This is a genomic window from Chenggangzhangella methanolivorans (assembly GCF_042648545.1).
GTDB lineage: Bacteria > Pseudomonadota > Alphaproteobacteria > Rhizobiales > Methylopilaceae > Methylopila > Methylopila methanolivorans.
This window is the reverse complement of the sequence record NZ_JBHRXS010000006.1, coordinates 696918-721749: the sequence shown is the minus strand read 5'-3', so window position 1 is coordinate 721749 and position 24832 is coordinate 696918. Positions and strand designations below refer to the sequence as shown.

Here is a 24832-nt window from a genome sequence, read left to right as displayed (position 1 = left end):
TGAAGACGTGGGCTTAAGGCTTTGAGCGCTACCCTGAGGGCAGAACCTCGCTGGCCGCAGCCCTCAGGCATGCGTCCGGCCGCGCGCGAAGCCGACATGTCCCACCCGACCGCGACAGAGCAGACCAGCCCGACCGACGACGCCCTGCGTATCGTCCATGTCGTGCGGTCGCCCGTCGGCGGCATCTTCCGGCACATCGCCGACCTCGCCACCGCGCAGGCGGCCGCCGGCCACAGCGTCGGCCTCGTCTGCGACAGCCTGACGGGCGGAGCCTTCGAAGACGAACGCATCGCGCGGCTCGGCGCGTCACTCGCGCTCGGCGTCGTGCGGCTCCCGATCGCGCGCGACGTCGCGCCGTCGGATCTCGCCGCGCTCGCCAAGGTCCGCCGGGCGCTCGGGCCGCTCGGGCCCCATGTCGTCCACGCCCATGGCGCGAAGGGCGGCGTGTTCGGCCGCGTCGTCGGCGCCTGGCTCGGGCGCAGCCAGCCCTTGGCGCGCTTTTACGCCCCCCATGGCGGCAGCCTCCATTACGACCGCAAGTCGCGCGAGGGGCGGCTCTACTTCACCGTCGAGCGGGCGCTCGAACGGGTCACCGATTCGCTTATCCATGTGAGCGGCTACGAGGCGCGGGTCTACGAAGAGAAGGTCGGACGCCCCGCCTGCGGCGCGGTGGTGGTGCGCAACGGGCTGACCGCGGAAGAGTTCGAGCCGGTCCAGCCCCGCCCCGACGCCGCCGATTTTCTCTATCTCGGGATGCTGCGCGACCTCAAAGGCGTCGACGTCTTCCTCGAAGCCATGAAGCGGCTCCATGACGGCGGGACGCCGGCCACCGCGGTCGTCGTCGGCGACGGGCCGGACGAGGCGCGCTACCGCGCTTTCGCGGCCGAGGCGGAGATCGCCGATCACGTCCGCTTCGTGCCGCCGACGCCGGCCCGCGACGCCTTTCCGCTTGGCCGGGCCATCGTCGTGCCGTCGCGCGCGGAATCGATGCCCTACGTCGTTCTCGAGGCCGTCGCGGCGGGCGTCCCGATGGTCGCGACCAATGTCGGCGGCATCCCGGAGATCTTCGGACCCCATTCCGACGAGCTCGTTCCGGCCGCCGACCCTGCGGCGCTTGCGGCCGCAATGGCGCGGCTGCGCGCCGATCCGGACGCCGCCCGCAACGCCGCCGAGGCCCGCCGCGCCCATGTCGGCGGCGAGTTTTCGCTCGATGAGATGTCGTCGCGGATCGAGACTGTTTACCGCGTTGGCATCGAAAACCGACGCAAGGCGTTCTGAGTCCCGCTCGTAAGCATATTTTCGGCTTTCCGGCGCATGCTTTCCCGATCGTACGGGGAAAGCCCGGAGACGCGACCGACATGAGCATGGCCCAGTTCGACATGAGGGAACCTCCGGCGGAAGCCGCGACGCCCCGTCAGGCGAGCCTCAACGCCCAGGCCCGCGAGATCGCGGAGCAGTTCAGCGCGGCGTCGATCTCGCAGGTGCTGCTGGTCGGAGGCGTGCGCCTGCTCGACGCCGCGATCGTGATCGGCGCCGGCCTCGGCGCGCACGAATACGCCTTCCCCGGCTCGCCCGCGATCGCCTGGCCCTATCTCGCCGCGATGACGGCGAGCGTCGTGCTCCTCGCGATCTTCGCGCAGGCCGCCGACGCCTATCACGTCGTCGCCTTCCGCTCGCTCGGCGGCCAGGTCGGGCGTCTGCTCGGCGCCTGGACGCTGGTGTTCGCCGGTTTTGCGGTGATCGGCGCGTTCTTCGACTTCGGCGGCATGGTGGCGCGGAACTGGCTCGGCTTCTGGTTCGTGTTCGGCGCCGGCGGCTTCATCTTCTCGCGCGCCTGCCTCGTCGTGATGGTGCAGCGCTGGGCCCGCGACGGCAGGCTCGGCCGAAAGGCGGTCATCGTGGGCGGCGGCGAGCCGGCCGCCGACCTCATCCGCGCGCTCGAATCGACGCCCGGCAACGACGTCAACATCTGCGGCGTGTTCGACGACCGCTCCAACGACCGCTCGCCCGCGATCGTCGCCGGCTATCCGAAGCTCGGCAACATCGCCGAGCTCGTGGAGTTCGGGCGCCTGGCCAAGATCGACCTGCTGATCGTCACGATCCCCGTCTCGGCCAAGGGCCGCGTCGCCGAGATCCTGAAGACGCTCTGGGTGCTGCCGGTCGACATTCGCCTGTCCGCCCACACCGACAAGCTGCGCTTCCGTCCCCGCGCCTATTCCTATCTCGGCGCGATCCCGATGGTGGAGCTCGCCGAAAAGCCGATCCAGAACTGGGACTTCGTGGCCAAACGCGCGTTCGACCTGATCGTCGGGACGCTCGCGCTGATCTTCCTCGCGCCGCTGATGATCGGCGCCGCGATCGCGATCAAGCTCGACACCAAGGGCCCGGTGTTCTTCCGCCAGAAGCGCTACGGCTTCAACAACGAGGTCATCTCGATCTTCAAGTTCCGCTCGATGAAGCACGAGATGGCCGACCCCGACGCCAAGGTCGTGGTCACCAAGGGCGACCCGCGCGTGACCCGCGTCGGCCGCTTCATCCGCAAGACCTCGATCGACGAGCTGCCGCAGCTGTTCAACGTGCTGAAGGGCGAGCTGTCTCTGGTCGGCCCGCGTCCGCACGCGGTCAACGCCCACACCTCGCAGCGGCTCTGGAACGACGTCGTCGACGGCTATTTCGCCCGCCACAAGGTCAAGCCCGGCGTCACCGGCTGGGCGCAGATCAACGGCTGGCGCGGCGAGATCGACGACAACGAGAAGCTCAGGAAGCGCGTCGACCACGACCTCTACTACATCGAGAACTGGTCGATCCTGTTCGACGCGGTCATCCTCGCCAAGACGCCCTTCGCGCTGACGAAGAGCGAGAACGCCTACTGAGATGAGCGTCGTCGGGACCTACGAGCGGGGCGCGCCTCGCCCGCTGACGGTCTCGCGCGAGGCGCTCCGCGAGGGCGTCGTCTGGATCGCCGTCGTCTCGAGCTTCTTCGTGATGTTCGAGCCGGCGGCCTACGATCTCCTGATCGTCGGCGCCTTCGTGCTGTTCGCCTTCACGGGCCTTCGGCTGCCGCGCGTCCTGCTGCCCTTCCTGCTGCTCGTGATCCTCTACCAGCTCGGCGCCGTGGTCGCGCTGACCAAGATCTACGACCAGCCGAAGACCATCATGTGGACGATCGTCGGCGTGTTTCTCGCCGCGACCGGCGTGTTCTTCGCGCTGTTCGTCGTCGACCGCACCGAGGAACGCGCCAGGCTCATCTCCAACGCCTGGGTGGTCGCCGCCTCGATCAGCGGCGCGCTCGCCATCATCGGCTACTTCCGCCTCGCGCCGTTCTCCGAGAGCCTGCTGCTCTACGGCCGAGCCAAGGGCGCGTTCAAGGACCCGAACGTCTACGCGCCGCACCTCATCTTCCCCGCGCTGATCCTGATCCAACGCCTCTATTTCGCCGATCTGAAGCGCTCGCTCCTGACGCTTGTTCCCCTTGGCCTCGTGGTCGCGGGCGTGCTGCTGTCGTTCTCGCGCGGCTCCTGGGGCCATCTCGTCGCCTCGACCGCCATAATGACGGCGCTGACGCTGCTCGCCGCCCCCTCGCCCGGCCGGCGCGCGCGCATCCTCGTCACCTGCGTCGTCGCGGTCGCGGCGGCCGCGCTTTTCATCGTCGCGCTGCTACAGATCCCGTCGGTCGAGCAGCTGTTCCTCGAGCGCGCCGTGCTCGAGAAGAGCTACGACACCGGCTATGGCGGCCGCTTCACCAACCACACCATCGGCTGGCGCGTGGTGCTGGATCAGCCCTTCGGCATCGGCATCTTCCAGTTCTCGAAGCTCGTCGGCATCGACGTCCACAACACCTATCTGAACGGCTTCCTGTCCTATGGCTGGCTCGGCGGCGTCTCGTTGCTCGCCTTGACGGGCCTCACCGCCTTCTTCGGACTGCGCTACGTGCTGACGCCGACGCCGTGGCGGTCGGTCTTCATCTGCGCGTTTTCAACCTGGGCGGTACTGATGATGGAGGCCGCGGTCATCGACGTCGACCACTGGCGCCACCAGTGGGCCCTGCTCGGCATGACATGGGGCTTCGTCGCGGCCAACCTCGCCTGGGAACGCCGGCAAAGCATTCAGAGAAATCACTAAAGGTAACTAGAAACCATTATTTGATCGGAAGATCACAATCACAAGAACTCGCGTCGTCGAAACTTCGTTTGACCTTACGCCATACGAGAGTACGCTCCCGACCGTCTTAGATCGTCCGGCGGGACGCTGGGCGCACGGTGGGGGTGAGCATGGCTTTGCATCATCGGTTGGCGTGCGTCGCGGCGGCTGTCGTCGCGGCGCTTTCGGTCTCCGCGCCGCAGGCGCGCGCGGCGTTCAGCGAATTCTCAAGTCTCGGCAAGGACAAGGTGCTGAGCGACGTAGCCTGCATCGCGGCGCCCAAGGGCGCGGTCTGCACGGCGCAGAGCATCGACTCCAAGCTCGCGGTCAACAAGTACAACGGCTCGAAATGGAGCGGCTGGGATCTCATCGGCGCGGGCGTCGTCTCCAAGCCCAGCTGCGCCCAGGCGACGAGCAAGCTCGTGGTGTGCGCGGCGCGCCATGAAAGCGGCGGCGTGATGGTCGTCACGTACAACGGCAAGTGGAGCAAGCCCGAGATCGTGAAGGGCGACACGAGCTCGGCCCCGAGCTGCGCCGGCGTCGGCGAGGACAGCGCGGTCTGCGTCACGCGCGGCGTCGACGGCTCCCTCTACTGGCTGAAGTCCGACGGCGACAAGACCAGCGGCCTCACCAAGCTCAACGGCGCCACCACGGTCCCGCCGCGCTGCTCGCCCGACAATCGCTTCACCGCGACCCGCATGGCGATCTGCATGTACGGCAACACCGACGGGCACATCTACGCCCGCCGCTTCGACGGCAAGGGGGCGACCGGCGCGCTCGACCTCGCAGGCCTCACCTACACCGAGGTCAACTGCACCGAGCTCGGCAAGGGCACCGGCGGCCGCGTGACCTGCGTCACCAAGAACCAGTTCTCGAACCTCTACCTGACCTCGTTCGCGGGCGGCCCCTTCCAGACCACCGGCTGGTCGGCCTACGCCTATATCGGCGGCTCGGTGGCGGGAGCCTCGAGCTGCGGCGCGATCGCGTTCAACCAGATCGGCTGCGCGCTCGTCGGCACGGACTCGCAGCTGTTCGTCTACCAGGTCGTGAACGGCACCTTCTCGGGCTTCACGGCGATGGGCGGGACGTTCGTCGGCACGCCGAGCTGCTTCGCGCTGGAGATCGGCAAGGTGATGTGCGCGGCGGTCGGCACCGACGGCGTCGCGCGCAGCACCGTCGGTCCGTAATCCGACCAGGCTCCGGGCGGGCGGCTCTCAGCGGGCCGTCCGCCCGGCCGCCCTGCGCGCGAGCAGAAGGCTCGGCAGCGCGACCGCGCCATAGGCCCCGAGGCCGACGACGCCGATGAGCGCCGCAGGGGCGATGTCCGGAAACGCCGGGATCAGTCCCTTCAGCTCCGCGGCCGGCGCGAGCGACCAGCGGATCGCCGCGATCGAGGCGACGGTCGCAAGGCCATAGCCGAGAAGATTGATCACGAAGCGCCGGTCCGGCTCGAACCCGCCGCGCCCGCGCAGCAGCCAGCTCAGCAGCGCGACGTTCACGCAGGCGCCGATCGCGGTCGCGAAGGCGAGGCCGGCGCTGGCGTAGGTTCCGACGAGCGCGAGCTTCAGCGCGATGTTGACGAGCGTCGCGAGCGCCAGCGCCTTGACGGGGGTCGCCGTATCGCCGGCGGCGTAGAAGGCCGGCGTCACGCATCTCAGCGCCACGATCGCCGGAAGTCCCACCGCATAGGCCTGGAGCGCCGCGGCCGAGCCCGCGACCGCCGCCGCGTCAAAGGCGCCGCGCCCGAAGAGCGCCGCCACGATCGGCTCCGGGGCCGCGGCGAACAGCGCGACGAAGGGCAGCGTCATCAGCATCGCGCCCTCGAGCGCGCGATTGAGCCGGTCGCGGGCACCGGCCTTGTCGTCGGCCGCGAGCCGCCGCGACAGCTCCGGCAGCAGCACTGTGCCGACCGCGATGCCGACGACCGCAAGCGGCAGCTGGTAGAGCCGGTCGGCGTAATAGAGGTAGGAGACCGAGCCCGTCGGCAGCAGCGAGGCCAGGATCGTGTCGGCGAACATCGCGATCTGGACGCCGGCCGACCCCAGAACCGCAGGCCCGAACCCCTTGAGGAAACTGCGGACATTGGCGGTGATGCGGGGAAGTTTCAGGCTCAGGCGCTTGCCCGCTTTGAGCAGGTCGCTCCAGACGAGCGCGAGCTGGGCGAAGCCCGAGACCAGAACGCCCCAGGCGAGCGCATGCGCGACGGTCGGGAACCAGGAGGCGCAGAGCAGCGCGCCGATCATGCAGACGTTGAGCAGGATCGAGGCCGAGGCGGCGGCGGCGAAGCGGTCATGCGCGTTGAGCACGCCCGCCACCAGCGTCATGGCCGAGATCAGCAGCAGGTAGGGGAAGGTGATGCGGGTCAGCGTCGCGGTGAGAGAGAGCTGCGCCGGATCGTCCGAGAAGCCGGGCGCGAGCGCCGAGACCACGTAAGGCGTGAACGCCATCGCGAGGATGAGCAGCACGAACTGCGCGGTGAGCGTGATGGCGAGCACGTCCTCGGCGAACTCTTTCGCGGCCGCCTCGCCTTCCTTGGTCAGCGCGCGGGCGTAGCCCGGCACGAAGGCGGCGTTGAACGCGCCTTCGGCGAAGATCGCCCGGAAATGGTTCGGCAGGCGGAACGCCACCATGAAGGCGTCGGCGAGCGGCCCTGCGCCGAGCAGCGCCGCCATCATGACGTCGCGCACGAAGCCGAAGGCGCGGCTGACGAGCGTCAGTCCGCCGACCGAAGCCGCCTTACGCCACATGAGCGAAGGCCGTGAGACGTGAACCGGTTCGCATCGCGCCGCCCGTGAGGCGAATCCGTCGGATCCGCGCGGGCCGGAGCTTATCCGCGCGGGCGGCGGGGCTCAAAGCACCAGCGTCCCGGATCGGTCGGCGACGCCGATCACCGCCTCCATGCCGGAATTGAACTTCAGGAAATCGGCCTCGACGCCGTCGCTGAAGATCACGCCGTAGTCCGGCATCTGCGACACGATCTTCAGCGGCGCGCCGCGCTCGACGCGGCCGAACACGATCGAGGCCTCGCTGGCGCGGCTCGGGAACGGCTCGCGCACCGTGAAATAGAGGTGGTCGGCGTCCCACGGAAAGCCGTTCTCGCGCAGCGCCCCGACCGCCTTCTTGCGCCCGCCCGCGATTCCCGTCGCGCCGGCGATCAGGCTGCGGAACCAGCCGGTGGAGCCCAGGCCGGTCGAGACGATGACGCCGCTCGACGACTGGTTCTCGCTCTCCTCGCCGACCTCGATCCGGTAGCGCGCCGAGACGTGGCTCGCCGGGCCGATGAAGAGGTCGTTGACGGCGTGCAGCTCCTGCCCGTCGGTCAGCCGCGCGCGCGCCATGGTGACGGTGCGGAACGGCCGCCGATCGGCGAGCGCCTCGGCCGTTATGGCGTCGAGGTCCTCCGGGCCGAATGGCAGCAGCACGCCTTCCCAGCGGCCGGGATCGGGATTGACCCCGACGAGCGGCTGGCGGTCGAGATATTTGAGCGTGTTGGCCACCAGCCCGTCCTGTCCGAGCGCCACCACCAGCGCGTCCGGCGGAAACAGGAAATTGGGCAGGAACTCGCGGTCGATGCGCTGCACGCGGCCGAAGCGCGCAAGCGACTGCTCGGCGATCGTCACGGCTTCGCGATAGCGGTCGTGCTCGGCGAGATAGTCGGAGAAGTCGGCGCCGAGATGCTCGACGTAGAATTTGGCCTGCTCGACCGTGTTAAAGCGCGCGACGAGATCGTCGAGCCGCGTCGCGCGGGTGACGAGGACGATGCGCTCGCGCGCGCCGCTCATCGCGTCGGCTTCGCCTTCTCGGGCGTGCGCCGCGCCAGCTCCTGCAGGAGGTCGGGCGAGATGTTGAGCTCGCCGATCCGCTCGGCGTTCTCGGCGAGCCCTTGGAAGGCGGCGGCGATCAGCGCGTTCGGGTCGGCCTGGCCGACGGTCAGCGCCTGAAGCACGCGCGGGTCGACGCCCGCGACCGACTTCATCAGCTCCGCCATCGCGAAGGCCTTGGCCTGCGCTTCGGTGCGGGCGTTCTCGGCGCGCAGCGACGTCAGCGCCTTGTTTCGCTCTTCGAGCGCGATGCTGCCGCCCATCGCCTGGTCGTCGATCTGCTGGCGCTTTTCGAGCACCACGCGCTCGGTCGCGAGCTCGTTCTCGCGGACCGCCCGCTCCTGCTCGATCGCGGAGTTGCGGCGGGCGTAGGTGGCGTCGTCGGCCTCCTTCAGGAGCTCCTCGCGCACCTGCGCCTCGAGCGCGCGCGCGGTCTCGGGGTTGGGCTTGATGGCCAGGACCGCGAGACTGACGAGGTCGAGCCCGAGGCTCGGCAGCGCGTCCGGCTCGCGCAAGGCGGCGGCGACCCGCTCCACCACCACGTCGGAGCTGCGCAGAAGCTCGCGCAGCGTCATGGTCTGGAGCACGGCGCGCAGCCGAACCTGCACGGCGTTGACGACGCGCTGCGGCAGCTTGAACGGCGCGTCGGAGGCGTAGCGGCCCTTAGCGTCGAGCGCGAAGTTCATCAGGCTCGCGAGCTGCTTGGGATCGACGACCCGGACCGTCGCCTGGCCCTGGACCGTCACCTCCTGAAAATCCTTGCTCACCTCGGCGAACATGAAGGGCGCGTCGACGCTGTCGAGCGGCACCGCGACGATCGATGTCCAGGCGGTGGCGTAGAAGAACGAGAGGCCCGCGCCTTCTTTCGCGACCCGGCCGTTCTTGTAGGCGAGCACGTGGGTGTTGGGCGCCGCCTTGAAATACTTGATCCCGAACATCGCTCCCCGCCCTCATGAACGCGCGACCACCGGGAGGGTCATCCCCCGGCGCTCGCGCGCAAGTCAAGCATGGGAAGCCCAGAGCGGCTTCGGACGGCGGCCTTGTCGGGCCGCCGCCGTCAGGCCGCTTGCTTCTCGCGCGCGAGGCCGAGTTTCGGCGGCTCGCGGTCGTCGGCGAAGGCGGCGTAGCGCTTGAAGGCGAGGCCGAACTGGTCGCCGATCGAGACATCGAGCTCCGGCGGCAGCAAGGCTTCGATGCGATGGGCGTGCTGGCCGACCGCGATGTCGGCGCGCCTGTAGGGGCCGGAGCGCCGCAGGCCGATGATGCGTCCGTCGACCACGCCCTGCCCGGCCGCGACCAGCGTGACGTCCTGGGGGCGGATGTGGATGCGGCCGGGCCCGTCCGGCGGATCGACGCGGCCGACGGAGAGCGGCGCGCCCTCGAAGGTCGCCGCCCCGTTGGTGATCGTGACCGGCAGCGAGGTCGAGTCGCCGATGAAGGCGTAGACGAAGGGGGTCGCGGGCGAATCGTAGATCTCGTCCGGCGTGCCGACCTGCTGGAGGTCGCCCTTGTGCAGCACCGCGACGCGGTCGGAGAGCTCCATCGCCTCCTCCTGGTCGTGGGTCACGAACACGGTGGTGTGGCCGGTCTCTTCGTGGATCTGCCGCAGCCAGCGGCGAAGGCCCTTGCGCACCTGCGCGTCGAGCGCTCCGAAGGGCTCGTCGAGCAGCAGCACCTTGGGTTCGATGGCGAGCGCGCGGGCGAGCGCGACGCGCTGGCGTTGGCCGCCCGAGAGCTGCGCCGGATAGCGGCCCTCGAGCCCGTTGAGCTGAACGAGGTCGAGCAGCTCCAGCACCCTCTTGCGGATCACGGCCTCGCTCTGCTTCGGCCCCTGCCCGTGCCGCATGCCGAAGGCGATGTTGTCCAGCACCTTCATGTGGCGGAACAGCGCGTAGTGCTGGAACACGAAGCCGACGTGCCGGTGCTGCACGCTCTGCCGCGAGGCGTCGTTGTCGCCGAAGAAGATCTGGCCGCCGTCGGGCGACTCCAGCCCCGCGATGGCGCGCAGCAGCGTCGTCTTGCCGGAGCCCGAGGGCCCCAGCAGCGCGATGAGTTCGCCCGAGCGGATGTCGAGATTGACCCCGTTCAGCGCCGGGAAGTTCCCGTAGTCCTTGCGGAGATTCCTGATCTTCAGTTCCATCGGAGGTCTCCGTAGTCAGTGACGATGCGCGGAGGAGATCTGGTCGCCGTAGCGCCACTCCAGCCCCGACTTGATGGCGAGCGTGACGAGGCCGAGCCCCGCCAGAACGGAGGCGACCGCGAAGGCCGCGACGAAATTGTAGTCGTTGTAGAGGATCTCGACCTGCAGCGGGATGGTGTTGGTGAGGCCGCGCAGATGCCCCGAGACCACCGAAACCGCGCCGAATTCGCCCATCGCGCGGGCGTTGCAGAGCAGCACGCCGTAGAGCAGCGCCCAGCGCACGTTCGGCAGCGTCACCGACCAGAAGGTGCGGAACCCGCCGGCGCCGAGGGAGAGCGCCGCCTCCTCCTCGCTCGTCCCCTGCTCCTGCATCAGCGGAATGAGCTCGCGCGCGACGAAGGGGAAGGTGACGAAGATGGTGGCGAGCACCAGGCCCGGCAGCGCGAAGATGATCTGCAGGTCGTGCTTGGCGAGCCACGGGCCGAACACGCCCTGCGCGCCGAACAGCAGCACGTAGCACATGCCCGAAACGACCGGAGACACGGAGAACGGCAGGTCGATCAGCGAGAGCAGGAAGCTCTTGCCCTTGAACTCGAACTTGGCGATCGCCCAGGAGGCCGCGAGGCCGAACACGACGTTGAGCGGCACGGCGATGGCCGCGACCACCACCGTCAGCCAGATGGCCGAGAGCGTGTCGGGATCGTCGAAGCTCTCGAAATAGGCCTCGACGCCCTTGCGGAACGCCTCGACGAACACCGCGACCAGCGGAAGCAGCAGGAAGAAGCCCAGGAACGCGACGGCGAGCGCGATCAGCGCGATCCGCGCGCCGCGGCTCTCGGCGATCGGGCTCGGCAACTGGATGGGGGCCGAGGTTCCGAGGCTAGGCGCAGCGGCGAGCGTGGCGTCAGCGGGCATGGCCGAGCCTCTTCCTGGACCAGGCTTCGGTGACGTTCACCAGAAGCAGGATGGCGAAGGACAGCGCGAGCATCGCGGTGGCGATCGCGGTCGCGCCCGCATAATCGAACTGCTCGAGCCGCGTGATGATCAGCAGCGGCGCGATCTCCGACACGCCCGGGATGTTGCCGGCGATGAAGATCACCGAGCCGTACTCGCCGACGGCGCGGGCGAAAGCGAGCGCGAAGCCGGTCAGGAGCGCCGGAAACAGCGTGGGGAACACCACCCGGAACAGCGTCGTCGGCCGGCGCGCGCCAAGCGTGGCGGAGGCTTCCTCGAGCTCCTTGTCGAGATCGATCAGCACCGGCTGCAGCGTGCGCACCACGAAGGGCAACCCGATGAACACCAGCGCCACGAAGATGCCGAGCGGAGTGTAGGCGATCTTCAGCGGTCCGAAGACCGAGGCCCAGAGACTGCCCGGCGCGAACAGCGAGCCGATCCAGCCGTTCGGGGCGTAGATCGCGGTGAGCGCGATGCCCGCGACCGCGGTCGGCAGCGCGAAGGGAAGGTCGACCGAAGCGTCCAGCAGCCTCTTTCCCGGGAAGGAGTAGCGCGTCAGGACCCAGGCGACGATCAGGCCGAAGACGGCGTTGACCGCGGCGGCGAGCAGCGACAGCGAGAACGACAGCCTGAGCGCCGCGAAGGTGTCGGAGCGGGTCAGGATCGCGTAGAGGCGCTCCGGCCCGAGCGAGGAGGCCCAGAGCACGACCGCGCCGAGCGGGATGAGGATGATGATCGAGAGATAGAGCCAGACGAAGCCGTAGGTGAGCCCGAAACCGGGGATTGCGCTCGGCGTCCGGAACTGGGGCATCAACGATCTCCGTCGCGCTCGCCGGGCGCCTGGAGAACTCGCCGCCTCGCCGTCGGCGAGCGTCGTAACATGGGCCAAGAGATGTTTCCCGCTCAAAAGACCAAAATGAAGCCGCGGCCGGAAGGACCGGCCGCGGCGGCGCTAGCGCACGTGATGCGGGATCACTGCGGCTTGTAGATCTGGTCGAACGTTCCGCCGTCGCCGAAGTGCTCGCCCTGGGCCTTGGCCCAGCCGCCGAAGTCCTTGTCGATGGTGACGAGCTTCAGGTCCTTGAAGCGCTTGACGTCTTCGGCGTTGGCGAGCTCGGGCTTGATCGGGCGATAGAAGTTCTTGGCCGCGAGCGTCTGGCCTTCCTTGTCGTAGAGCAGGTTGAGATAGGCCTCGGCCGCCTTGCGGGTGCCGTTCTTGTCGACGTTCTGGTCGATGATCGCGACCGGGGGCTCGGCCAGGATCGAGATCGAAGGATAGACGATCTCGAACTTGTCCTCGCCGAACTCCTTGAACGACAGGAACGCCTCGTTCTCCCAGGCGAGCAGCACGTCGCCGAGCTCGCGCTGCGCGAAGGTGGTGGTCGATCCGCGGGCGCCGGAGTCCAGCACCGGCACGTTCTTGAACAGCTTGCCGACGAACTCCTTGGCCTTGGCGTCGTCGCCGCCGTTCTTCTCGCGGGCGTAGGCCCAGGCCGCGAGATAGTTCCAGCGTGCGCCGCCGGAGGTCTTCGGGTTCGGCGTGATGACCTGGACGCCGTCCTTCACGAGGTCGTCCCAGTCCTTGACGCCCTTCGGGTTGCCCTTGCGGACGAGGAACACGATCGTCGAGGTGTAGGGCGAGGAGTTGTGCGGCAGGCGCTTCTGCCAGTCGGCGGGGAGCTTTCCGGCCTTGGCGATGGCGTCGATGTCGGCGGCGAGCGCCAGCGTCACGACGTCGGCGTTGAGGCCGTCGATCACCGACCGGGCCTGCTTGCCCGAGCCGCCATGGCTGACCTGCACCTTGATGGTCTCGCCCGTCTCGGCCTTCCAGTTCTTCTCGAAGGCGGCGTTGAACTCCTTATAGAGCTCGCGCGTCGGGTCGTAGGAGACGTTGGTGATTTTGCCCTGGGCGCAGGCCCCGGTCACGCCGGCGAGAAGCGGCGTGGCGAAAGCGAGCGCTGCGATGATGCGCGATGCGCGGCGGCGGTTCATGTCGGCGTCTCCGATTGTGCGACGCCGCAATACCGACATGATCAGTCGGGATTGTCAACGCAGATCGGCGAACATTCTATCGATTTTATTCCATTTCAAATTATCGAGCGATCAGTTGAACTTGGGCGGCGTTCTTCGCGTCGCTGTCATCGGAGATGGCGTCCGCGAGCGTGGTCCGGTCCATGATAGAGACCGTGGCTTCGTACATGTCCTCGAAGACGCGCCGCACCGTGCAGGTCGCCTCGTCGGCGCAATCCGGGCAGCGGCGATAGGCGGTCCGCGACAGGCAGGGCAGCGGCGCGAGCGGGCCGTCGATCAGCCTCAGCACCTGGCCGAGCCGCACCGCCGACGGGTCCGAGGCGAGCAGATAGCCGCCCTCCTTGCCGCGCCGGCTCTCGACGACGCCGGCGCGTCTGAGCTCGATCAGGATCTGCTCGAGGAAGCTCTGCGGGATGTTCTCGCGGGCGGCGAGGTCGCGGATCGACGAGGGCCGCCCCGCCGGCGCGCGCGCGAGCGCCACCAGGGCCTTCAGCGCGTATTTGGCCTTCTGGGTGATCATGTCGTTCCGCCAGCCTGTCCGCCGCGATCGCCGGGCCGCCCGCATCGCGTATCAGACTCGCGAAGCGGCGGAAAATCGCGCGGCCGCGATCGGTCCTGTCGTTCACCGGGACAGAAGGATGGGCGGCCTAGTCTCGCCCGACCGACCTCAGTCCGATTCCGAGCGCGCCCATGATGAGCCTCCCGTTCTTCGGCTTCTTCGCCGCCTTCTGTCTGGCGTGGGCGGAGCGCCGCGGCGCAGCCCTCTCCCTCGGCCTCGTCTCGCTTGTCGTTCTGCTGCTGCTGTTCAGGCGGCATGCGACCGACAGCCTGCCGCTGTCCTTCTGAGGAGCCGCGCCGATGATCTCCGCTCCGGTCTCCCGCGCCCTGAACGGCCTCGGCCTGCTGGCCGTCTCGGCCGTGCTCGCCGCCGCCTTCTACGATCAACTCGCGCGAAACGAACTGCCCTGCCCGCTCTGCATCCTGCAACGCGCGGGCTTTGCGGGCGTGGCGCTCGGCCTCGCGCTCAATCTGCGCTGCGGACCGCGGCCGAGCCATTACGGGCTGGCGATTCTGTCCGCGCTCGTCGGCGGCGCGATTTCGACCCGGCAGGTTCTGCTGCACATCATGCCGGGCGACGCCGGCTTCGCCGGGACCGTGCTCGGCCTCCATCTCTATACCTGGGCGCTGATCCTGTTCGTCGTCATCGCGGCCGGCTGCGCGCTGCTGCTGATGTTCGAGCGCCAGTTCGAGGCCGAGCCCTCTCCCGGCGCCGGGCTGAAAGCCTTCGGCGTCGCGGCGTTCGCGATCGCGGCGCTGCTCGTGCTCGGCAACGGCGTCTCGACGGTGCTGGAATGCGGCGGGGGCCTCTGCCCGGACGATCCCACCGACTACCAGCTGCTGCGCTGATCGCCAGCCATGATCTTGGGGAGGCGGACAAGAAAAAGACCCGGCCGTTCCCTTACGACCGGGTCTAAACATTCGAGCCTTATGTCGCTGCGGAAAGGGGCGGGCTCCGCAGCCGGCGCCAGAGCTATGGCGCAGGGATCACGCTCGACTTGAAGCCTACCCTAGAGACCCTCGCCTGAACGAAAGCCGCGACCCCCGTTCATCCGGCGTTCACTTTCGCGGCGCGGGGCCCCGCAGTCTTCTTCGCAAGGCCGCTTGCGCGGCGCTCCGACTGGCGATAGAGCATGCCCACCCTTTCAAAGGGCGTCGGAGCGTGGCGCAGCCCGGTTAGCGCACTAGTCTGGGGGACTAGGGGTCGTGGGTTCGAATCCCGCCGCTCCGACCATTCTTTCCTCTGTTTGAAGCCGAAGGCCGGGTCCCCGCCGGCCCGGCCCACGGTTTTTGATGAACGAACATCTCGCCCTTCTGGAGCGGATGAAGACGGCGCAGGCCGAGCTTCTCAACGCTGCGGCCAAAGCCGGCGCCCTGCCCTCGGACAACGCGCTGCGCAAGATCGCCGATCTCGAGGTCGCCATCGGCGCGCTCGAGCACATGATCGAGCAGGACGCCCCCGAAAAGCGCTGACGCGCGGACCTCCGCGCGGCCTCGTGTAAAGAAACTGTGAATTTTGCAAGCCGGCGTGGAACTCCGCGCCGGCTTGTCGCGTTCTTCGCCCAGTTAACGGCAAGACGCTTGGCCCGACTCACATGTTTTACCTCTACGAACTTCCTCGCAAGTCCAATGATCAGCCGATCACCATCGCTGACCATGTCAATATTGATATGTATTCGTCCAACGAGACCGGAGTGAATGCGCAGGCGGTCGACGAAGACGTCGACTTTGTCGACGACACCCTCCTGAATCCTGCGCCTCACAATGCGATCGAGCACCAGCTGCTTCGCGGCGACATGGTCGGCCTTGCGCTGATGTCGAGCGCAATCCTTTGGAGCGCGATGGGCGCGTTCGGATGATTCTTTCCGAAACCGCCCGTCATCCATTGCGCCGGCACGAACGTTCCGCGATCATGAACGCCTGAGCACTTCAAGAGTCGCAGACGCTCGTGCGCGTTCTCTATGTCGACGACGAACCGGACATTCGCGAAATCGCGCGCATCGCGCTCGATCTCGATGACGGCATGGTGATCGAAACCGCAGCCTCCGGGCTCGAAGCGATCGACAAGGCCGCCGCCTGGCGCCCGGACGTCATCTTGCTCGACGTCATGATGCCCGAGATGGACGGCCCCACCACGCTCGCCGAACTGCGCGCGCGCGACGACACGCGCGCCATCCCCGTGGTGTTCATCACGGCGCGCACGCAGACGCACGAGGTCGAGCGGTTCCGCTCTCTCGGCGCCTGCGCCGTCATCGCCAAGCCGTTCGACCCGATGCTGCTCGCCGCCCAGGTGCGCGCGGTGTCGCACCGCTGAAGGGCGCTAACGCCCTTCGCTATTTCGTCCGCCGGATGAAGTTGCCGAAGGCGCGCGGCCCGTCGCCGGTGTCGAGATCGCGCAGCACCTTCAGCGTCTCGACGTCGATCTCGCTCACCGTGTTCGAGAACCAGTTCGAGACATAGACGCGCTTGCCGTCCGAAGACGCCTCGATCCCTTCCGGATAGTCTCCGACCGAGATCTCGCCGGCATGCTTGAAGGTCGTGAGATCGAACACCGAGACCTGCGCGTCGTACTGGTCGGTGACGAAGGCCTTGCCGGCCGCGAGCGCGACCGCATAGGGCCGGTCGCCGACCTTCGGCTGGGCGATCACCTTCCTCTCGGCGATGTCCACCACGGAGACGTCGTTGCTCGCGACGTTCGCGACGTAGGCGCGCTTGCCGTCCTTGTCGATCGTCACGCCGAACGGCCGCTCGCCGACCTTGAGGCCGCCGGTCCGCGTGTTGGTGGCGGTGTCGATGAACGAGATCTCGTTCGAATCCCGGTCAGCCGAGATCAGCAGGGACCCGTCGGGCGTCACCGCGAGACCGGACGGCGAGAGCCCCACCTGGATCTTGTGGACGACCGTCTTGGCGTCCGGATCGATCGCATAGACGACGTGCTGGTACCAATCGGCGACGTAGACGGGCTTGCCGGAGGGGTGCGCGGCCACGCCGAGCGGGCCGCCGCCCGTCTCGATCTTGCCCACGACCTCGCGCTTGGCGGCGTCGACGATCGAGACCGACTTTCCGTCGGGACTCGTGACATAGGCCCGCGTCCCGTCCGCCGTGACGGCGACGCCGGCGGGCTTGCCGCCGATCGGGATCCTGGCCAGCGTGTCGCCGGAGGCGAGGTCGACGACCGAAAGGTCGTCGCTCGACTGATTGGTGACGAAAGCCTCGTCGGCGCGGGAAGGACCCGCGACGACGAGGCAAAGCGCTGCGAGAAGAATGCGCATGTGCGGGGCGCTCAGCTTCCGCCTTCGACCTTCTTCTTCAGGTCCTGGAGGCCCTGGCTGTAGAGGCCGCTGACGGCCTTCAGCGCGGCCTCGTCGGAGAGCTCCGGCGGCGGATCGTTGTTCGGGAAGCCGCGATAGAACGCGCCGTCCCACGTCACCGTGGTCTTGTCGCCTTCGCCCTTGACGATGATCTTGGACGAGTAGTTGGAGACCGGCAGCACCTTCACGTCGACGTTGGTGATGCGGTACGAGTACATCATCTTGTCGGCGGCGTACTGGTTGATCTCTTCCTCGACCTTGGCCCCGCCCTTGAGCGTCAAGGTGCGCTTGGCGCCCTTGTCGTTGCCGCCCGAGCCTTCGGTCTTCTCGACGATCCCGAGCCAGCTCATGTCCTGGAAGTTTCCGACCACGGACCAGACCTTCTCGGCCGGCGCGTTGATCTCGACCTTCTGCTCGGTTTTCTGGCGCGTCGGGCCATGGGCCTGCGCCGCGCCGGCCACGCCGATCACGAGCGCCGCCGCGGCGGCGAAATGAAGTTTCATCCGTTCATGTCCTCCGTATCGCGCGTTCGACGTCTTCCGTCGCCGCGCGTCTTGGGCCTCGCGGCCGTGGCGGCATAGAACCAAAGCCCGCAGGCGGGATAAAGTCCCCGCATCTGGTCCCTTCGACGCACCCCGGCCCGCGGCGGCGCCGCGCAAAAGCCTGCTTTCGCTTATTTTTTTCACAAGGCCCACATCGTCCACGGGAGCCCGCCACGTCACAGGCCGCCGACAGCATCGCGTTTCGCGCCCGGGTCGTAGACCGCATCGCCGACATCGACGCGCAGGCGTGGAACGAGGCCGCGGCCGCCTGCGGCGAGCCCTACAACCCCTTCGTCGACCATCGGTTTCTTGTGGCGCTCGAGGAGTCCGGCTCGGTCGGCGCGGGCACGGGCTGGGCGCCGGCCCATATCGTTCTCGAGGACGAGGACGGCCGCCCGGCAGGATTCGCGCCCTGCTACCTCAAGTCCCACAGCCGCGGCGAATACGTGTTCGACCAGGGCTTCGCCGACGCCTATGAGCGCGCGGGCGGCAGCTACTACCCCAAGCTCCAGGTCTCCGCGCCGTTCACCCCGGCGACCGGGCCCCGCCTTTTGCCGGCGCCGGGCTTTGACCGCGACGCCGCGGAGGGCGGGCTCGTCGCGGCGCTCCGCGGCCTCATGCGGCAGACGCGGACGTCGTCGGTCCACGTGACCTTCGCGACGGATCGCCAGCGCGCGCTGCTCGTCAGCGAAGGCTTCCTGCCGCGTGACGACCAGCAGTTCCACTGGCGCAACGAGGGCTACGGCTCCTACGACGATTTTCTGGCGAGCCTCGCCTCCCGCAAGCGCAAGCAGCTGAAGCGCGAGCGGCGCGACGCGCTCGCCAACGGAATCACGATCCGCCACGCGACCGGCGCCGACCTTCGCGAAGCCGACTGGGACGCCTTCTTCGCCTTCTACATGGACACCGGCTCGCGCAAATGGGGCCGGCCCTATCTCACTCGCCGCTTCTTCAGCCTCGTCGGCGAGGCGATGCCCGAGGCCATCCTGCTCGTGATCGCCGAGCGCGACGGGCGTCCGATCGCCGGCGCGCTCAATTTCATCGGGGGCGACGCGCTGTTCGGGCGCTATTGGGGCGCGGTCGAGGACCACCCGTTCCTGCATTTCGAGGTCTGCTACCACCAGGCCATCGACGCCGCGATCGCGCGGGGGCTCGCCCGCGTCGAGGCCGGGGCGCAGGGCGAGCACAAGCTCGCCCGCGGCTACCGCCCGGTCGTCACCCGCTCGGCCCATCTCTTCGCAGATCCCGGCCTCGCCCGCGCCGTCGCCGACTATCTGAAGCGCGAGCGCGCTTATGTGGCCGAAGCGCAGACCGAGCTCGAAGCCGCCACGCCCTTCAGGCGCGGCTCGTAAGTCTCAGGGCGCCGCCGACCGTCGCCCGATCGCGCATCCCGGCTTGACCCGGGCGGCCGCCTGCGATCCCTTGCGCCACCGATCCAAGGGGAAGCGAATGGCCGACTACGATCCCGACAACGTTTTCGCCAAGATCCTGCGCGGCGACCTGCCGGCCCACAAGGTCTACGAAGACGACGCCACCCTCGCCTTCATGGACGTGATGCCGCGCGGCGACGGCCATGTGCTGGTGATCCCCAAGGCCGCCTCGCGCAACATGCTCGACATCGGCGAGGACGTGCTCGGGCCGCTCTACGCGACCGTCTCCAGGATCGCCAAGGCCGTGAAGGCCGCGCTCGGCGCCGAGGGCGTCACCATCCAGCAGTTCAACGAGACGGCGGGCGGACAGGTGATCTTCCACACCCATGTCCATGTGCTGCCGCGCTGGACCGACGTGCCGCTGAAGCCGCACACCGGCAAGATGGAGCAGCCCGAGGTTCTGGCCGCCCACGCCGAAAAGATCCGCGCGGCGCTCTGAAGCACGATGATCTTAAGCTGAGCCGCCGCGTCACGCCCGCGTCCTCGCAGGCGTCCGCGACTCCGGCTTAGCGCTCGACGATCCCGGAACGTCGCCGACGCCCGGATCCCCCGGGCACGACGGCGTGAGCGAACGAGGTCGCATCACGCTCTGAGGCGAGCGGCGCGGGCGGGAGCGTCGACGCCCTGCCCGCGTCCGTCGCCGGGCCTTACTCGGCGACCAGCATGGCGGACAGTTCGGCCTCCGCCACCTTCACGCCCGCGACCTTCGCTTCCGCCTTGTACCACCACATCGAACCGCGCTTCTTAATGCGCGTCATGTGGTATTCGAGGACGTCTCCCGGCACGACGGGCTTGCGGAACTTCGCCTTGTCGATCGTCATGAAATAGACGATGCGCGGCACGCCGGCGGAGGCCGAGGCGACGCACAGCGCGCCGGCGGTCTGCGCCATGCCCTCGATGATCAGCACGCCCGGCATCACCGGCTGGCCCGGGAAATGACCCTGGAACTGCGGCTCGTTGTAGGTGACGTTCTTGATGCCGATGCCGAACTCGTCGCCCCGCATCTCGACGATCTTGTCGACGAGCAGGAACGGATAGCGGTGCGGCAGCGCCTTCATGATCGCCATGATGTCCACCGTCCCGAGCGAGGTCGGCGCCTCGGGCGTCGTGGTGTCTGCTGCGTCGGTCATTCAGTTTGGTCCTTGGGCGCTGCGCGCCGGTCTTGAGGCCGGATCCACGGCGAGTACGGAAAAGTCGCTGACGGTCGCGCCCGCGGGCACGCGCACGAGCGCGAAGATCGCGCAGCCGCGGCCGATCGAGGCGTCGGGGCCGAGGCAGGCGAGGTCGCCGATCAGGCTCTTCTCGCCGATGACGGTATCATGAAGGCCGCCGCGAGCGACCGAGACGTTGGCGCCGAGAACGACGTCGTCCTGAACCACGACCCGGCCGAGACTCGGCGCGTCGGAGGGGCCCACGGGCGCCGCATGCCCGAGCCGCGCGCCGGGGCCGACGACGACGCGGTCGCCGATCAGCGCGCAGGTCACGACCGCGCCGGAGCCGATCGCGCTTCCCCGGCCGATCCGCACCTCCGGGCCCACCACCGCGTTGGCGCCGATGAGCGCGCCGCGGCCGATCTCCGCCCGCGGACCGATCACGGCGCCGGGGTCGACCGTCACGTCCGGCTCGAGCCGCGCGTCCGGATGGATCACCGCGCCCGGCGCGACGCCGGGGCCGAACAGCGGCTCGGGGCGGACCGCGGCCGGAAAGAGCGCCCGCGCGGCGCGCGCGAAGGCTCGGGCCGGCTCGTCGCTCACGAGCGCGACGATGTGAGCGGGCACGCGGCCGGCGAGCGAGGGCGCGACCAGGCAGACGCCGGCCCGGCTGAGCGGGAGCGCGGCCGCCGCCTCCTCGTCGACCACGAGCGCGAGGTCGCAGGGCCCCGCCCAGTCGAGCGCGCCGACGCCGGTTACCGCGAGCCCCTCCCCGCCGCGGCCGTGCGCGCGCGCGCCCGTCAGAGCGGCGAGCCCTGCGAGGTCGAGCGGTCGGGGGCGGGTGTGGAAGACGGCTTCGGTCATCGGGTCGGAGGCGGGGTCCGCCAAACGAAAGCGGGCGGCGGAGAGAGATCCGCCGCCCGCTTATCCAATTTTCAACCCTGACGGAAGGCCAAACCTTCAGGACACGTCAGACGTCAGAAGCGCGTGCCGCCCGAGAAGCGGAAGAACTGCGTCTCGTCGTACTTGGACTTCGACAGCACCTTGGCGAAGTCGAAGCGGATCGGGCCGAGCGGCGAGTTCCACATCAGCGAGGCGCCGACCGAGGAGCGCAGCTTCTTGTCGTCGCCTTCGACGTTCACGAGCACCGTCTTGCCGTTCGACGTCAGGCTCTTGATGCCCTCGTAGTTGAACACGGTGCCGGCGTCGGCGAAGACCGCGCCCTTGAGGCCGATCTCCTTCGGAATGCCGAAGATCGGGAACTGCACTTCGGCCGAACCGCCGAAATAGGTCGTGCCGCCGAGCGGATCGTCGTTCGGGCTGCCGTTCCTCAGCACGCGCTGGCCGGCGGCGTTGCGCACGCCGACGTCGCGCGGGCCGAAGCCCTGAGGCTCGAAGCCGCGAACGAGGTCCGGGCCGCCCGGGAAGTGGTCGAGCACCGCGAGATCGTCGCTGCCATAGGCCTTCATGTGGCCGGCCTGCGTGCGCAGCATGCCGATGAAGTTCTCGTTGAAGATCGGGTGGTAGTACCGACCGTCGAACGTGCCGCGCAGATACTGCGCGTCGCCGCCGAGGCCGGCGACGTCGCCCTTCAGCTCCGCGTAGAAGCCCTTGGTGGGCACCTGCGGGTTGTCGAGCGTGTTGTAGATCAGCGAGAGGCCGGCGAGCGAGGTCAGCGTCTTGCCTTCCGCCTCGAGAATCGCGGCCGAGGCGCGGTCCCTGTTCAGGCGGTCGATGCCGTTCTTGTTCTCGACCGTCAGCGAGTAGCGGTCCGGAACCTTCAGATCCTGCTGGTAGATCTGGTAGCGGGCGCCGACCGTGAACTCCTCGGTCACCGGCAGGCCGAAGCGCAGGCCGCCGCCGTAGGTGTTGAGGGTGTAGGAGGTGTAGTCGGTCTCGTCGCGCTTCTTGGCGTAGAGGTCGATGCCCGCCGAGACGCGGCTGCCGAGGAAGTACGGCTCGGTGAACGAGAAGTCGAAGCCCGAGATGTTCTGGCCGAACTGGGCCGCGATGCGCGCGTACTGGCCGCGGCCGAGGAAGTTGCGCTCGCCGAGCGCCACTTCGCCGATGATGCCGTCTTGGCTCGAATAGCCGCCCGCCACCGAGAATTCGCCGGTGGCCTGATCCTCGACGTCCACGTTCACGATGACGCGGTCGGGCGAGGAGCCCGGCTCGGTGCCGATCTTCACGTTCTTGAAGAAGCCAAGCGCCTTCAGGCGCCGCTCCGCGCGGTCGATGAAGATCTGGTTGTAGGCGTCGCCCTCGCCGAGGTCGAACTCGCGGCGGATGACGTAGTCGCGCGTGCGGGTGTTGCCGCGGATGTTGATGCGCTCGATGTAGACGCGCGCGCCCTCTTCCACAACGTAGGTCACGCCGATCGAGCTGTCGGACATGTTGCGGTCGCCGCGGGGGCGGACCTGCGCGAAGGCGTAGCCGCGCGAGGCGAGGTCGAGCGACATGGCCTCGACCGACTTGTCGATGTCGTCGGCGCTGTAGGTCGAGCCCGACGAGGACTGGATCTTGCCGCGGAGCGTCGTGACGTCGACGTCCGGCACGCTCGACTCCACGTCGACGGCGCCGAACTTATATTTCTGGCCTTCCTCGACCACGATGTTCAGCGTGAAGGCGTTGGTCGCGCGGTCGAGCGAGGCGTTGGCCGACACGACGCGGAAGTCCGCGTAGCCGTGGTTCAGGTAGAACTTGCGGATCAGCTCGAGGTCGGCGTTGACGCGGTCGGGATCGTAGACGTCGGACGTCTTGATCCAGCTCAGCCAGTTCGACTCGGTGGTCGTCATCTGGTCGCGCAGGGTGCCGCCGTCGAAGGCGGTGTTGCCCTCGAAATTGATGGAGCCGATCTTGGTCTTTTCGCCTTCGTTGATCTCGAACACGAGATCGACGCGGCCGGACGGCTGGGAGATCGTCTTCGGCTCGACCGACACTTCATAGCGGCCGGAGCGGCGATAGACGTCCTGAATGCGCTGGGCGTCGGCCTGGATGATCGCGGGATTGTACGGCCCGCGCGGCTTCGACTGCACCTCGGCCGCGAGAACCGCGTCCTTGATCTTCTTGTTGCCTTCGAACGCGACGCGGTTGAGCACCTCGTTCTCGGTCACCGTCACGACGATGCCGCCGCCGGCGCGCGAGACGCGCACGTCGGAGAACAGGCCCGTGGCGTAGAGGCCGCGGATGCCTTCGTCGACGGTCGCCTGATTGAGGGCGCCGCGCCCGGTGAAGTAGGAGCGGACGGTTTCAGCGTCGACGCGCTTGTTGCCGCGGACGGTGACGCCGCCGCTCTGCGCGTAAGCCGAGGATGAAGCGCCGGGAACGCCAAATCCTGCGCCTGCCGTGATCGCGCTCACGGCGACCGACGACGCGAGCGCGAGACGCCCGAACACCCGAACCATACGCATCATAGGCAGACGGACCCCCGTGCCGTATTCCACGCCGCCGAGCCCGTCATTATCGACAGGCGTCCCCGGGGCGACACCGTCCGCTTCTATAGAACTTTGACGCACGTGCAAACTCGCTACTCAACGCAGGTCAGGCGTTTCGACCGCGGCGTTGCGGCGCGGACACGCCCCCTCGGTTTCAGCCTAGGCCGGAAAGGTGAACGATATCGTTCCAAGTGGCGAAAATCATGAGGAACAGGACGAAAGCGAGGCCGATCCTCATGCCGATGTCCTGAGCGCGCGGCCCCAGCGGACGGCCTCTCAGCGCCTCGATCGAATAGAAAAGCAGGTGCCCGCCGTCGAGCATGGGAATCGGCACCAGATTGAGCAGGCCGATCGACACCGACAGAATCGCGGCCAGCGTCATGAGCGCCGTGAAGCCCAGCGTGGCGAAGTCGCCTGACGTCTTGGCGATTCTGATCGGGCCGCCGATCTGGTCGGCCGATTCCCGGCCCACCACGAGGCGCCCGAGATAGGAGGCCGTGCGCGCGACCTGATACCAGGTCTCCTGCACGCCGGCGCCGACCGCCTCGAGCGGCCCGAAGGTCTCGATCCGCACGTTCTGGGCGTTGGTCGAGCGCTTGATGCCGAGCAGGCCGAGCCGCAGCTTGTTGCCGAATCCGTCGGTGATCTCCTTCATCCGCGGCGTCGCGGTGAGGTCGATCTGCTTGTTCGCGCGCTCCACGGTGATGCGCAGCGGACGGTCGGCGGCGGTCTCGACGATCTTCTGCATGTCGCCGAAGGTCGCGATCTTCTGGCCGTCGATCGCGACGACGAGATCGCCGGGCGCGATTCCCGCCGCTTCCGCGGCGCTTCCCGGATCCACGGAATCGACCACGGCGTCGGTCACCGGCCGCCCGGCGATGAAGAAGATCGCGGCGAAGATCACGATGGCGAGCAGGAAATTCGCGATCGGCCCGGCGGCCACGATCGCGGCGCGCGCCGGCAGCGGCGCGAAGAAGAAGCTCGAGCGCCGCTCCTGCGGGCTCATGCGCGCCAGCGCGTCCTGGTCGGGGGCGCTCGCGGCGTTCTCGTCGCCGGCGAAGCGCACATACCCGCCCAGCGGAATCGCGGCGAAGCGCCAGCGGGTTCCCTTCCTGTCGTCGAAGCCGAACAGCTCCGGCCCGAATCCGATCGAGAAGGCCAGCACCTTCACGCCGGTCCAGCGCGCGACGAGGAAATGGCCGAGCTCGTGGAAGAAGATCACGAGCGTCAGCACGAACAGGAAGGGCACGAGATAGGCGCCGGCGGACCAGGCGGCGCCGAACATGTCATTCAGAAACGTCATCGTGGCCCTCTGCCCGC

At 68.3% G+C, this 24832-nt stretch carries 25 protein-coding genes and 1 tRNA gene; 12 read left to right on the top strand and 14 right to left on the bottom strand.

The window, feature by feature from the left end; genetic code table 11:
• Positions 1-96 precede the first annotated feature (96 nt).
• The 4 genes from ACFOWB_RS14895 (at position 97) to ACFOWB_RS14880 (ending at position 5327) form a co-directional block, all read left to right on the top strand.
• Complete coding sequence (locus tag ACFOWB_RS14895) at positions 97-1278, top strand: glycosyltransferase family 4 protein (protein WP_378148042.1); 1182 nt, start codon at positions 97-99, stop codon at positions 1276-1278.
• An 86-nt stretch (positions 1279-1364) separates the two neighbouring features.
• On the top strand, positions 1365-2873 hold the full coding sequence (locus tag ACFOWB_RS14890; RefSeq protein ID WP_378148812.1) for an undecaprenyl-phosphate glucose phosphotransferase: 1509 nt from the start codon (positions 1365-1367) through the stop codon (positions 2871-2873).
• A gap of 1 nt (position 2874) precedes the next feature.
• Positions 2875-4122: an O-antigen ligase family protein gene (locus ACFOWB_RS14885; protein ID WP_378148040.1), complete on the top strand. Its 1248-nt coding sequence runs from the start codon at positions 2875-2877 to the stop codon at positions 4120-4122.
• A gap of 149 nt (positions 4123-4271) precedes the next feature.
• The gene (locus ACFOWB_RS14880) at positions 4272-5327 is read left to right on the top strand and encodes a hypothetical protein (RefSeq protein ID WP_261402983.1); all 1056 of its coding nucleotides are present in this window, start codon (positions 4272-4274) and stop codon (positions 5325-5327) included.
• Positions 5328-5354: 27 nt separating this feature from the next.
• Here the strand turns inward: ACFOWB_RS14880 and murJ are convergent, their stop codons facing one another.
• The 8 genes from murJ to ACFOWB_RS14840 form a co-directional block, all read right to left on the bottom strand.
• Positions 5355-6887, bottom strand: a complete 1533-nt coding sequence (gene murJ, locus ACFOWB_RS14875; protein WP_261402982.1) for a murein biosynthesis integral membrane protein MurJ — start codon at positions 6885-6887, stop codon at positions 5355-5357.
• A gap of 102 nt (positions 6888-6989) precedes the next feature.
• Positions 6990-7922 (bottom strand): sugar kinase, encoded by a 933-nt coding sequence (locus tag ACFOWB_RS14870; protein WP_261402981.1) that lies wholly within the window; start codon positions 7920-7922, stop codon positions 6990-6992.
• Positions 7919-8899 carry an SPFH domain-containing protein gene (locus ACFOWB_RS14865; protein ID WP_261402980.1) on the bottom strand — a complete coding sequence of 327 codons (981 nt, stop codon included), beginning with the start codon at positions 8897-8899 and terminating at the stop codon, positions 7919-7921. Before ACFOWB_RS14865 ends, ACFOWB_RS14870 begins: the two co-directional genes overlap by 4 nt.
• 119 nt (positions 8900-9018) lie before the next feature.
• Positions 9019-10101 (bottom strand): sulfate/molybdate ABC transporter ATP-binding protein, encoded by a 1083-nt coding sequence (locus ACFOWB_RS14860; RefSeq protein WP_261402979.1) that lies wholly within the window; start codon positions 10099-10101, stop codon positions 9019-9021.
• A gap of 15 nt (positions 10102-10116) precedes the next feature.
• Positions 10117-11016, bottom strand: a complete 900-nt coding sequence (gene cysW, locus ACFOWB_RS14855) for a sulfate ABC transporter permease subunit CysW (protein ID WP_261402978.1) — start codon at positions 11014-11016, stop codon at positions 10117-10119.
• The gene (cysT, locus tag ACFOWB_RS14850) at positions 11006-11866 is read right to left on the bottom strand and encodes a sulfate ABC transporter permease subunit CysT (protein ID WP_261402977.1); all 861 of its coding nucleotides are present in this window, start codon (positions 11864-11866) and stop codon (positions 11006-11008) included. Before cysT ends, cysW begins: the two co-directional genes overlap by 11 nt.
• A gap of 161 nt (positions 11867-12027) precedes the next feature.
• Positions 12028-13047, bottom strand: a complete 1020-nt coding sequence (locus tag ACFOWB_RS14845; protein WP_261402976.1) for a sulfate ABC transporter substrate-binding protein — start codon at positions 13045-13047, stop codon at positions 12028-12030.
• Between the two features lie 100 nt (positions 13048-13147).
• Positions 13148-13606: an RrF2 family transcriptional regulator gene (locus ACFOWB_RS14840; RefSeq protein WP_378148035.1), complete on the bottom strand. Its 459-nt coding sequence runs from the start codon at positions 13604-13606 to the stop codon at positions 13148-13150.
• A 170-nt stretch (positions 13607-13776) separates the two neighbouring features.
• Here ACFOWB_RS14840 and ACFOWB_RS14835 point away from each other — a divergent pair, with 170 nt between their 5' ends.
• The 6 genes from ACFOWB_RS14835 to ACFOWB_RS14810 all read left to right on the top strand — a co-directional run bounded on the left by ACFOWB_RS14835 (position 13777) and on the right by ACFOWB_RS14810 (position 15958).
• On the top strand, positions 13777-13932 hold the full coding sequence (locus tag ACFOWB_RS14835; RefSeq protein WP_261402975.1) for a DUF5993 family protein: 156 nt from the start codon (positions 13777-13779) through the stop codon (positions 13930-13932).
• A gap of 12 nt (positions 13933-13944) precedes the next feature.
• On the top strand, positions 13945-14493 hold the full coding sequence (locus ACFOWB_RS14830; protein ID WP_378148032.1) for a disulfide bond formation protein B: 549 nt from the start codon (positions 13945-13947) through the stop codon (positions 14491-14493).
• A 307-nt stretch (positions 14494-14800) separates the two neighbouring features.
• A tRNA-Pro gene (locus ACFOWB_RS14825) sits at positions 14801-14878 on the top strand.
• 59 nt (positions 14879-14937) lie between these two features.
• Entirely contained in the window at positions 14938-15117 is a 180-nt protein-coding gene (locus ACFOWB_RS14820; protein WP_261402974.1) for a hypothetical protein, read from the top strand.
• Positions 15118-15239: 122 nt separating this feature from the next.
• On the top strand, positions 15240-15503 hold the full coding sequence (locus tag ACFOWB_RS14815; protein ID WP_261402973.1) for a hypothetical protein: 264 nt from the start codon (positions 15240-15242) through the stop codon (positions 15501-15503).
• A gap of 89 nt (positions 15504-15592) precedes the next feature.
• The gene (locus ACFOWB_RS14810; protein ID WP_261402972.1) at positions 15593-15958 is read left to right on the top strand and encodes a response regulator; all 366 of its coding nucleotides are present in this window, start codon (positions 15593-15595) and stop codon (positions 15956-15958) included.
• 19 nt (positions 15959-15977) lie between these two features.
• Here ACFOWB_RS14810 and ACFOWB_RS14805 read toward each other — a convergent pair whose 3' ends face one another.
• Together ACFOWB_RS14805 and ACFOWB_RS14800 are read right to left on the bottom strand one after the other, a co-directional pair.
• Positions 15978-16916, bottom strand: a complete 939-nt coding sequence (locus tag ACFOWB_RS14805; RefSeq protein ID WP_261402971.1) for a YncE family protein — start codon at positions 16914-16916, stop codon at positions 15978-15980.
• A gap of 11 nt (positions 16917-16927) precedes the next feature.
• Entirely contained in the window at positions 16928-17458 is a 531-nt protein-coding gene (locus ACFOWB_RS14800) for an SRPBCC family protein (RefSeq protein ID WP_378148029.1), read from the bottom strand.
• Between the two features lie 233 nt (positions 17459-17691).
• Here ACFOWB_RS14800 and ACFOWB_RS14795 point away from each other — a divergent pair, with 233 nt between their 5' ends.
• Together ACFOWB_RS14795 and ACFOWB_RS14790 are read left to right on the top strand one after the other, a co-directional pair.
• On the top strand, positions 17692-18849 hold the full coding sequence (locus ACFOWB_RS14795; RefSeq protein ID WP_378148811.1) for a GNAT family N-acetyltransferase: 1158 nt from the start codon (positions 17692-17694) through the stop codon (positions 18847-18849).
• A gap of 97 nt (positions 18850-18946) precedes the next feature.
• Complete coding sequence (locus ACFOWB_RS14790) at positions 18947-19366, top strand: HIT family protein (RefSeq protein WP_378148027.1); 420 nt, start codon at positions 18947-18949, stop codon at positions 19364-19366.
• Between the two features lie 208 nt (positions 19367-19574).
• On the opposite strand, the gene fabZ is transcribed toward ACFOWB_RS14790, so the two are convergent.
• The 4 genes from fabZ to rseP form a co-directional block, all read right to left on the bottom strand.
• Positions 19575-20057 carry a 3-hydroxyacyl-ACP dehydratase FabZ gene (gene fabZ / locus ACFOWB_RS14785; protein ID WP_378148024.1) on the bottom strand — a complete coding sequence of 161 codons (483 nt, stop codon included), beginning with the start codon at positions 20055-20057 and terminating at the stop codon, positions 19575-19577.
• On the bottom strand, positions 20058-20942 hold the full coding sequence (locus ACFOWB_RS14780; RefSeq protein WP_378148022.1) for an LpxD N-terminal domain-containing protein: 885 nt from the start codon (positions 20940-20942) through the stop codon (positions 20058-20060).
• Positions 20943-21055: 113 nt separating this feature from the next.
• On the bottom strand, positions 21056-23482 hold the full coding sequence (bamA, locus tag ACFOWB_RS14775) for an outer membrane protein assembly factor BamA (RefSeq protein ID WP_261405835.1): 2427 nt from the start codon (positions 23480-23482) through the stop codon (positions 21056-21058).
• Positions 23483-23666: 184 nt separating this feature from the next.
• Positions 23667-24815 carry an RIP metalloprotease RseP gene (gene rseP / locus ACFOWB_RS14770; protein WP_261402969.1) on the bottom strand — a complete coding sequence of 383 codons (1149 nt, stop codon included), beginning with the start codon at positions 24813-24815 and terminating at the stop codon, positions 23667-23669.
• Between the last annotated feature and the right edge of the window lie 17 nt (positions 24816-24832).

What these genes read in the sequence shown, in the direction of transcription:
- ACFOWB_RS14895 (WP_378148042.1), top strand. Translation starts at nt 97, where the DNA reads ATGTCCCACCCGACCGCGACAGAGCAGACCAGCCCGACCGACGACGCC.
- ACFOWB_RS14890 (WP_378148812.1), top strand. Translation starts at nt 1,365, where the DNA reads ATGGCCCAGTTCGACATGAGGGAACCTCCGGCGGAAGCCGCGACGCCC.
- ACFOWB_RS14885 (WP_378148040.1), top strand. Translation starts at nt 2,875, where the DNA reads ATGAGCGTCGTCGGGACCTACGAGCGGGGCGCGCCTCGCCCGCTGACG.
- ACFOWB_RS14880 (WP_261402983.1), top strand. Translation starts at nt 4,272, where the DNA reads ATGGCTTTGCATCATCGGTTGGCGTGCGTCGCGGCGGCTGTCGTCGCG.
- murJ (WP_261402982.1), bottom strand. Translation starts at nt 6,887, where the DNA reads ATGTGGCGTAAGGCGGCTTCGGTCGGCGGACTGACGCTCGTCAGCCGC.
- ACFOWB_RS14870 (WP_261402981.1), bottom strand. Translation starts at nt 7,922, where the DNA reads ATGAGCGGCGCGCGCGAGCGCATCGTCCTCGTCACCCGCGCGACGCGG.
- ACFOWB_RS14865 (WP_261402980.1), bottom strand. Translation starts at nt 8,899, where the DNA reads ATGTTCGGGATCAAGTATTTCAAGGCGGCGCCCAACACCCACGTGCTC.
- ACFOWB_RS14860 (WP_261402979.1), bottom strand. Translation starts at nt 10,101, where the DNA reads ATGGAACTGAAGATCAGGAATCTCCGCAAGGACTACGGGAACTTCCCG.
- cysW (WP_261402978.1), bottom strand. Translation starts at nt 11,016, where the DNA reads ATGCCCGCTGACGCCACGCTCGCCGCTGCGCCTAGCCTCGGAACCTCG.
- cysT (WP_261402977.1), bottom strand. Translation starts at nt 11,866, where the DNA reads ATGCCCCAGTTCCGGACGCCGAGCGCAATCCCCGGTTTCGGGCTCACC.
- ACFOWB_RS14845 (WP_261402976.1), bottom strand. Translation starts at nt 13,047, where the DNA reads ATGAACCGCCGCCGCGCATCGCGCATCATCGCAGCGCTCGCTTTCGCC.
- ACFOWB_RS14840 (WP_378148035.1), bottom strand. Translation starts at nt 13,606, where the DNA reads ATGATCACCCAGAAGGCCAAATACGCGCTGAAGGCCCTGGTGGCGCTC.
- ACFOWB_RS14835 (WP_261402975.1), top strand. Translation starts at nt 13,777, where the DNA reads ATGATGAGCCTCCCGTTCTTCGGCTTCTTCGCCGCCTTCTGTCTGGCG.
- ACFOWB_RS14830 (WP_378148032.1), top strand. Translation starts at nt 13,945, where the DNA reads ATGATCTCCGCTCCGGTCTCCCGCGCCCTGAACGGCCTCGGCCTGCTG.
- ACFOWB_RS14820 (WP_261402974.1), top strand. Translation starts at nt 14,938, where the DNA reads ATGAACGAACATCTCGCCCTTCTGGAGCGGATGAAGACGGCGCAGGCC.
- ACFOWB_RS14815 (WP_261402973.1), top strand. Translation starts at nt 15,240, where the DNA reads ATGTTTTACCTCTACGAACTTCCTCGCAAGTCCAATGATCAGCCGATC.
- ACFOWB_RS14805 (WP_261402971.1), bottom strand. Translation starts at nt 16,916, where the DNA reads ATGCGCATTCTTCTCGCAGCGCTTTGCCTCGTCGTCGCGGGTCCTTCC.
- ACFOWB_RS14800 (WP_378148029.1), bottom strand. Translation starts at nt 17,458, where the DNA reads ATGAAACTTCATTTCGCCGCCGCGGCGGCGCTCGTGATCGGCGTGGCC.
- ACFOWB_RS14790 (WP_378148027.1), top strand. Translation starts at nt 18,947, where the DNA reads ATGGCCGACTACGATCCCGACAACGTTTTCGCCAAGATCCTGCGCGGC.
- fabZ (WP_378148024.1), bottom strand. Translation starts at nt 20,057, where the DNA reads ATGACCGACGCAGCAGACACCACGACGCCCGAGGCGCCGACCTCGCTC.
- ACFOWB_RS14780 (WP_378148022.1), bottom strand. Translation starts at nt 20,942, where the DNA reads ATGACCGAAGCCGTCTTCCACACCCGCCCCCGACCGCTCGACCTCGCA.
- bamA (WP_261405835.1), bottom strand. Translation starts at nt 23,482, where the DNA reads ATGGTTCGGGTGTTCGGGCGTCTCGCGCTCGCGTCGTCGGTCGCCGTG.
- rseP (WP_261402969.1), bottom strand. Translation starts at nt 24,815, where the DNA reads ATGACGTTTCTGAATGACATGTTCGGCGCCGCCTGGTCCGCCGGCGCC.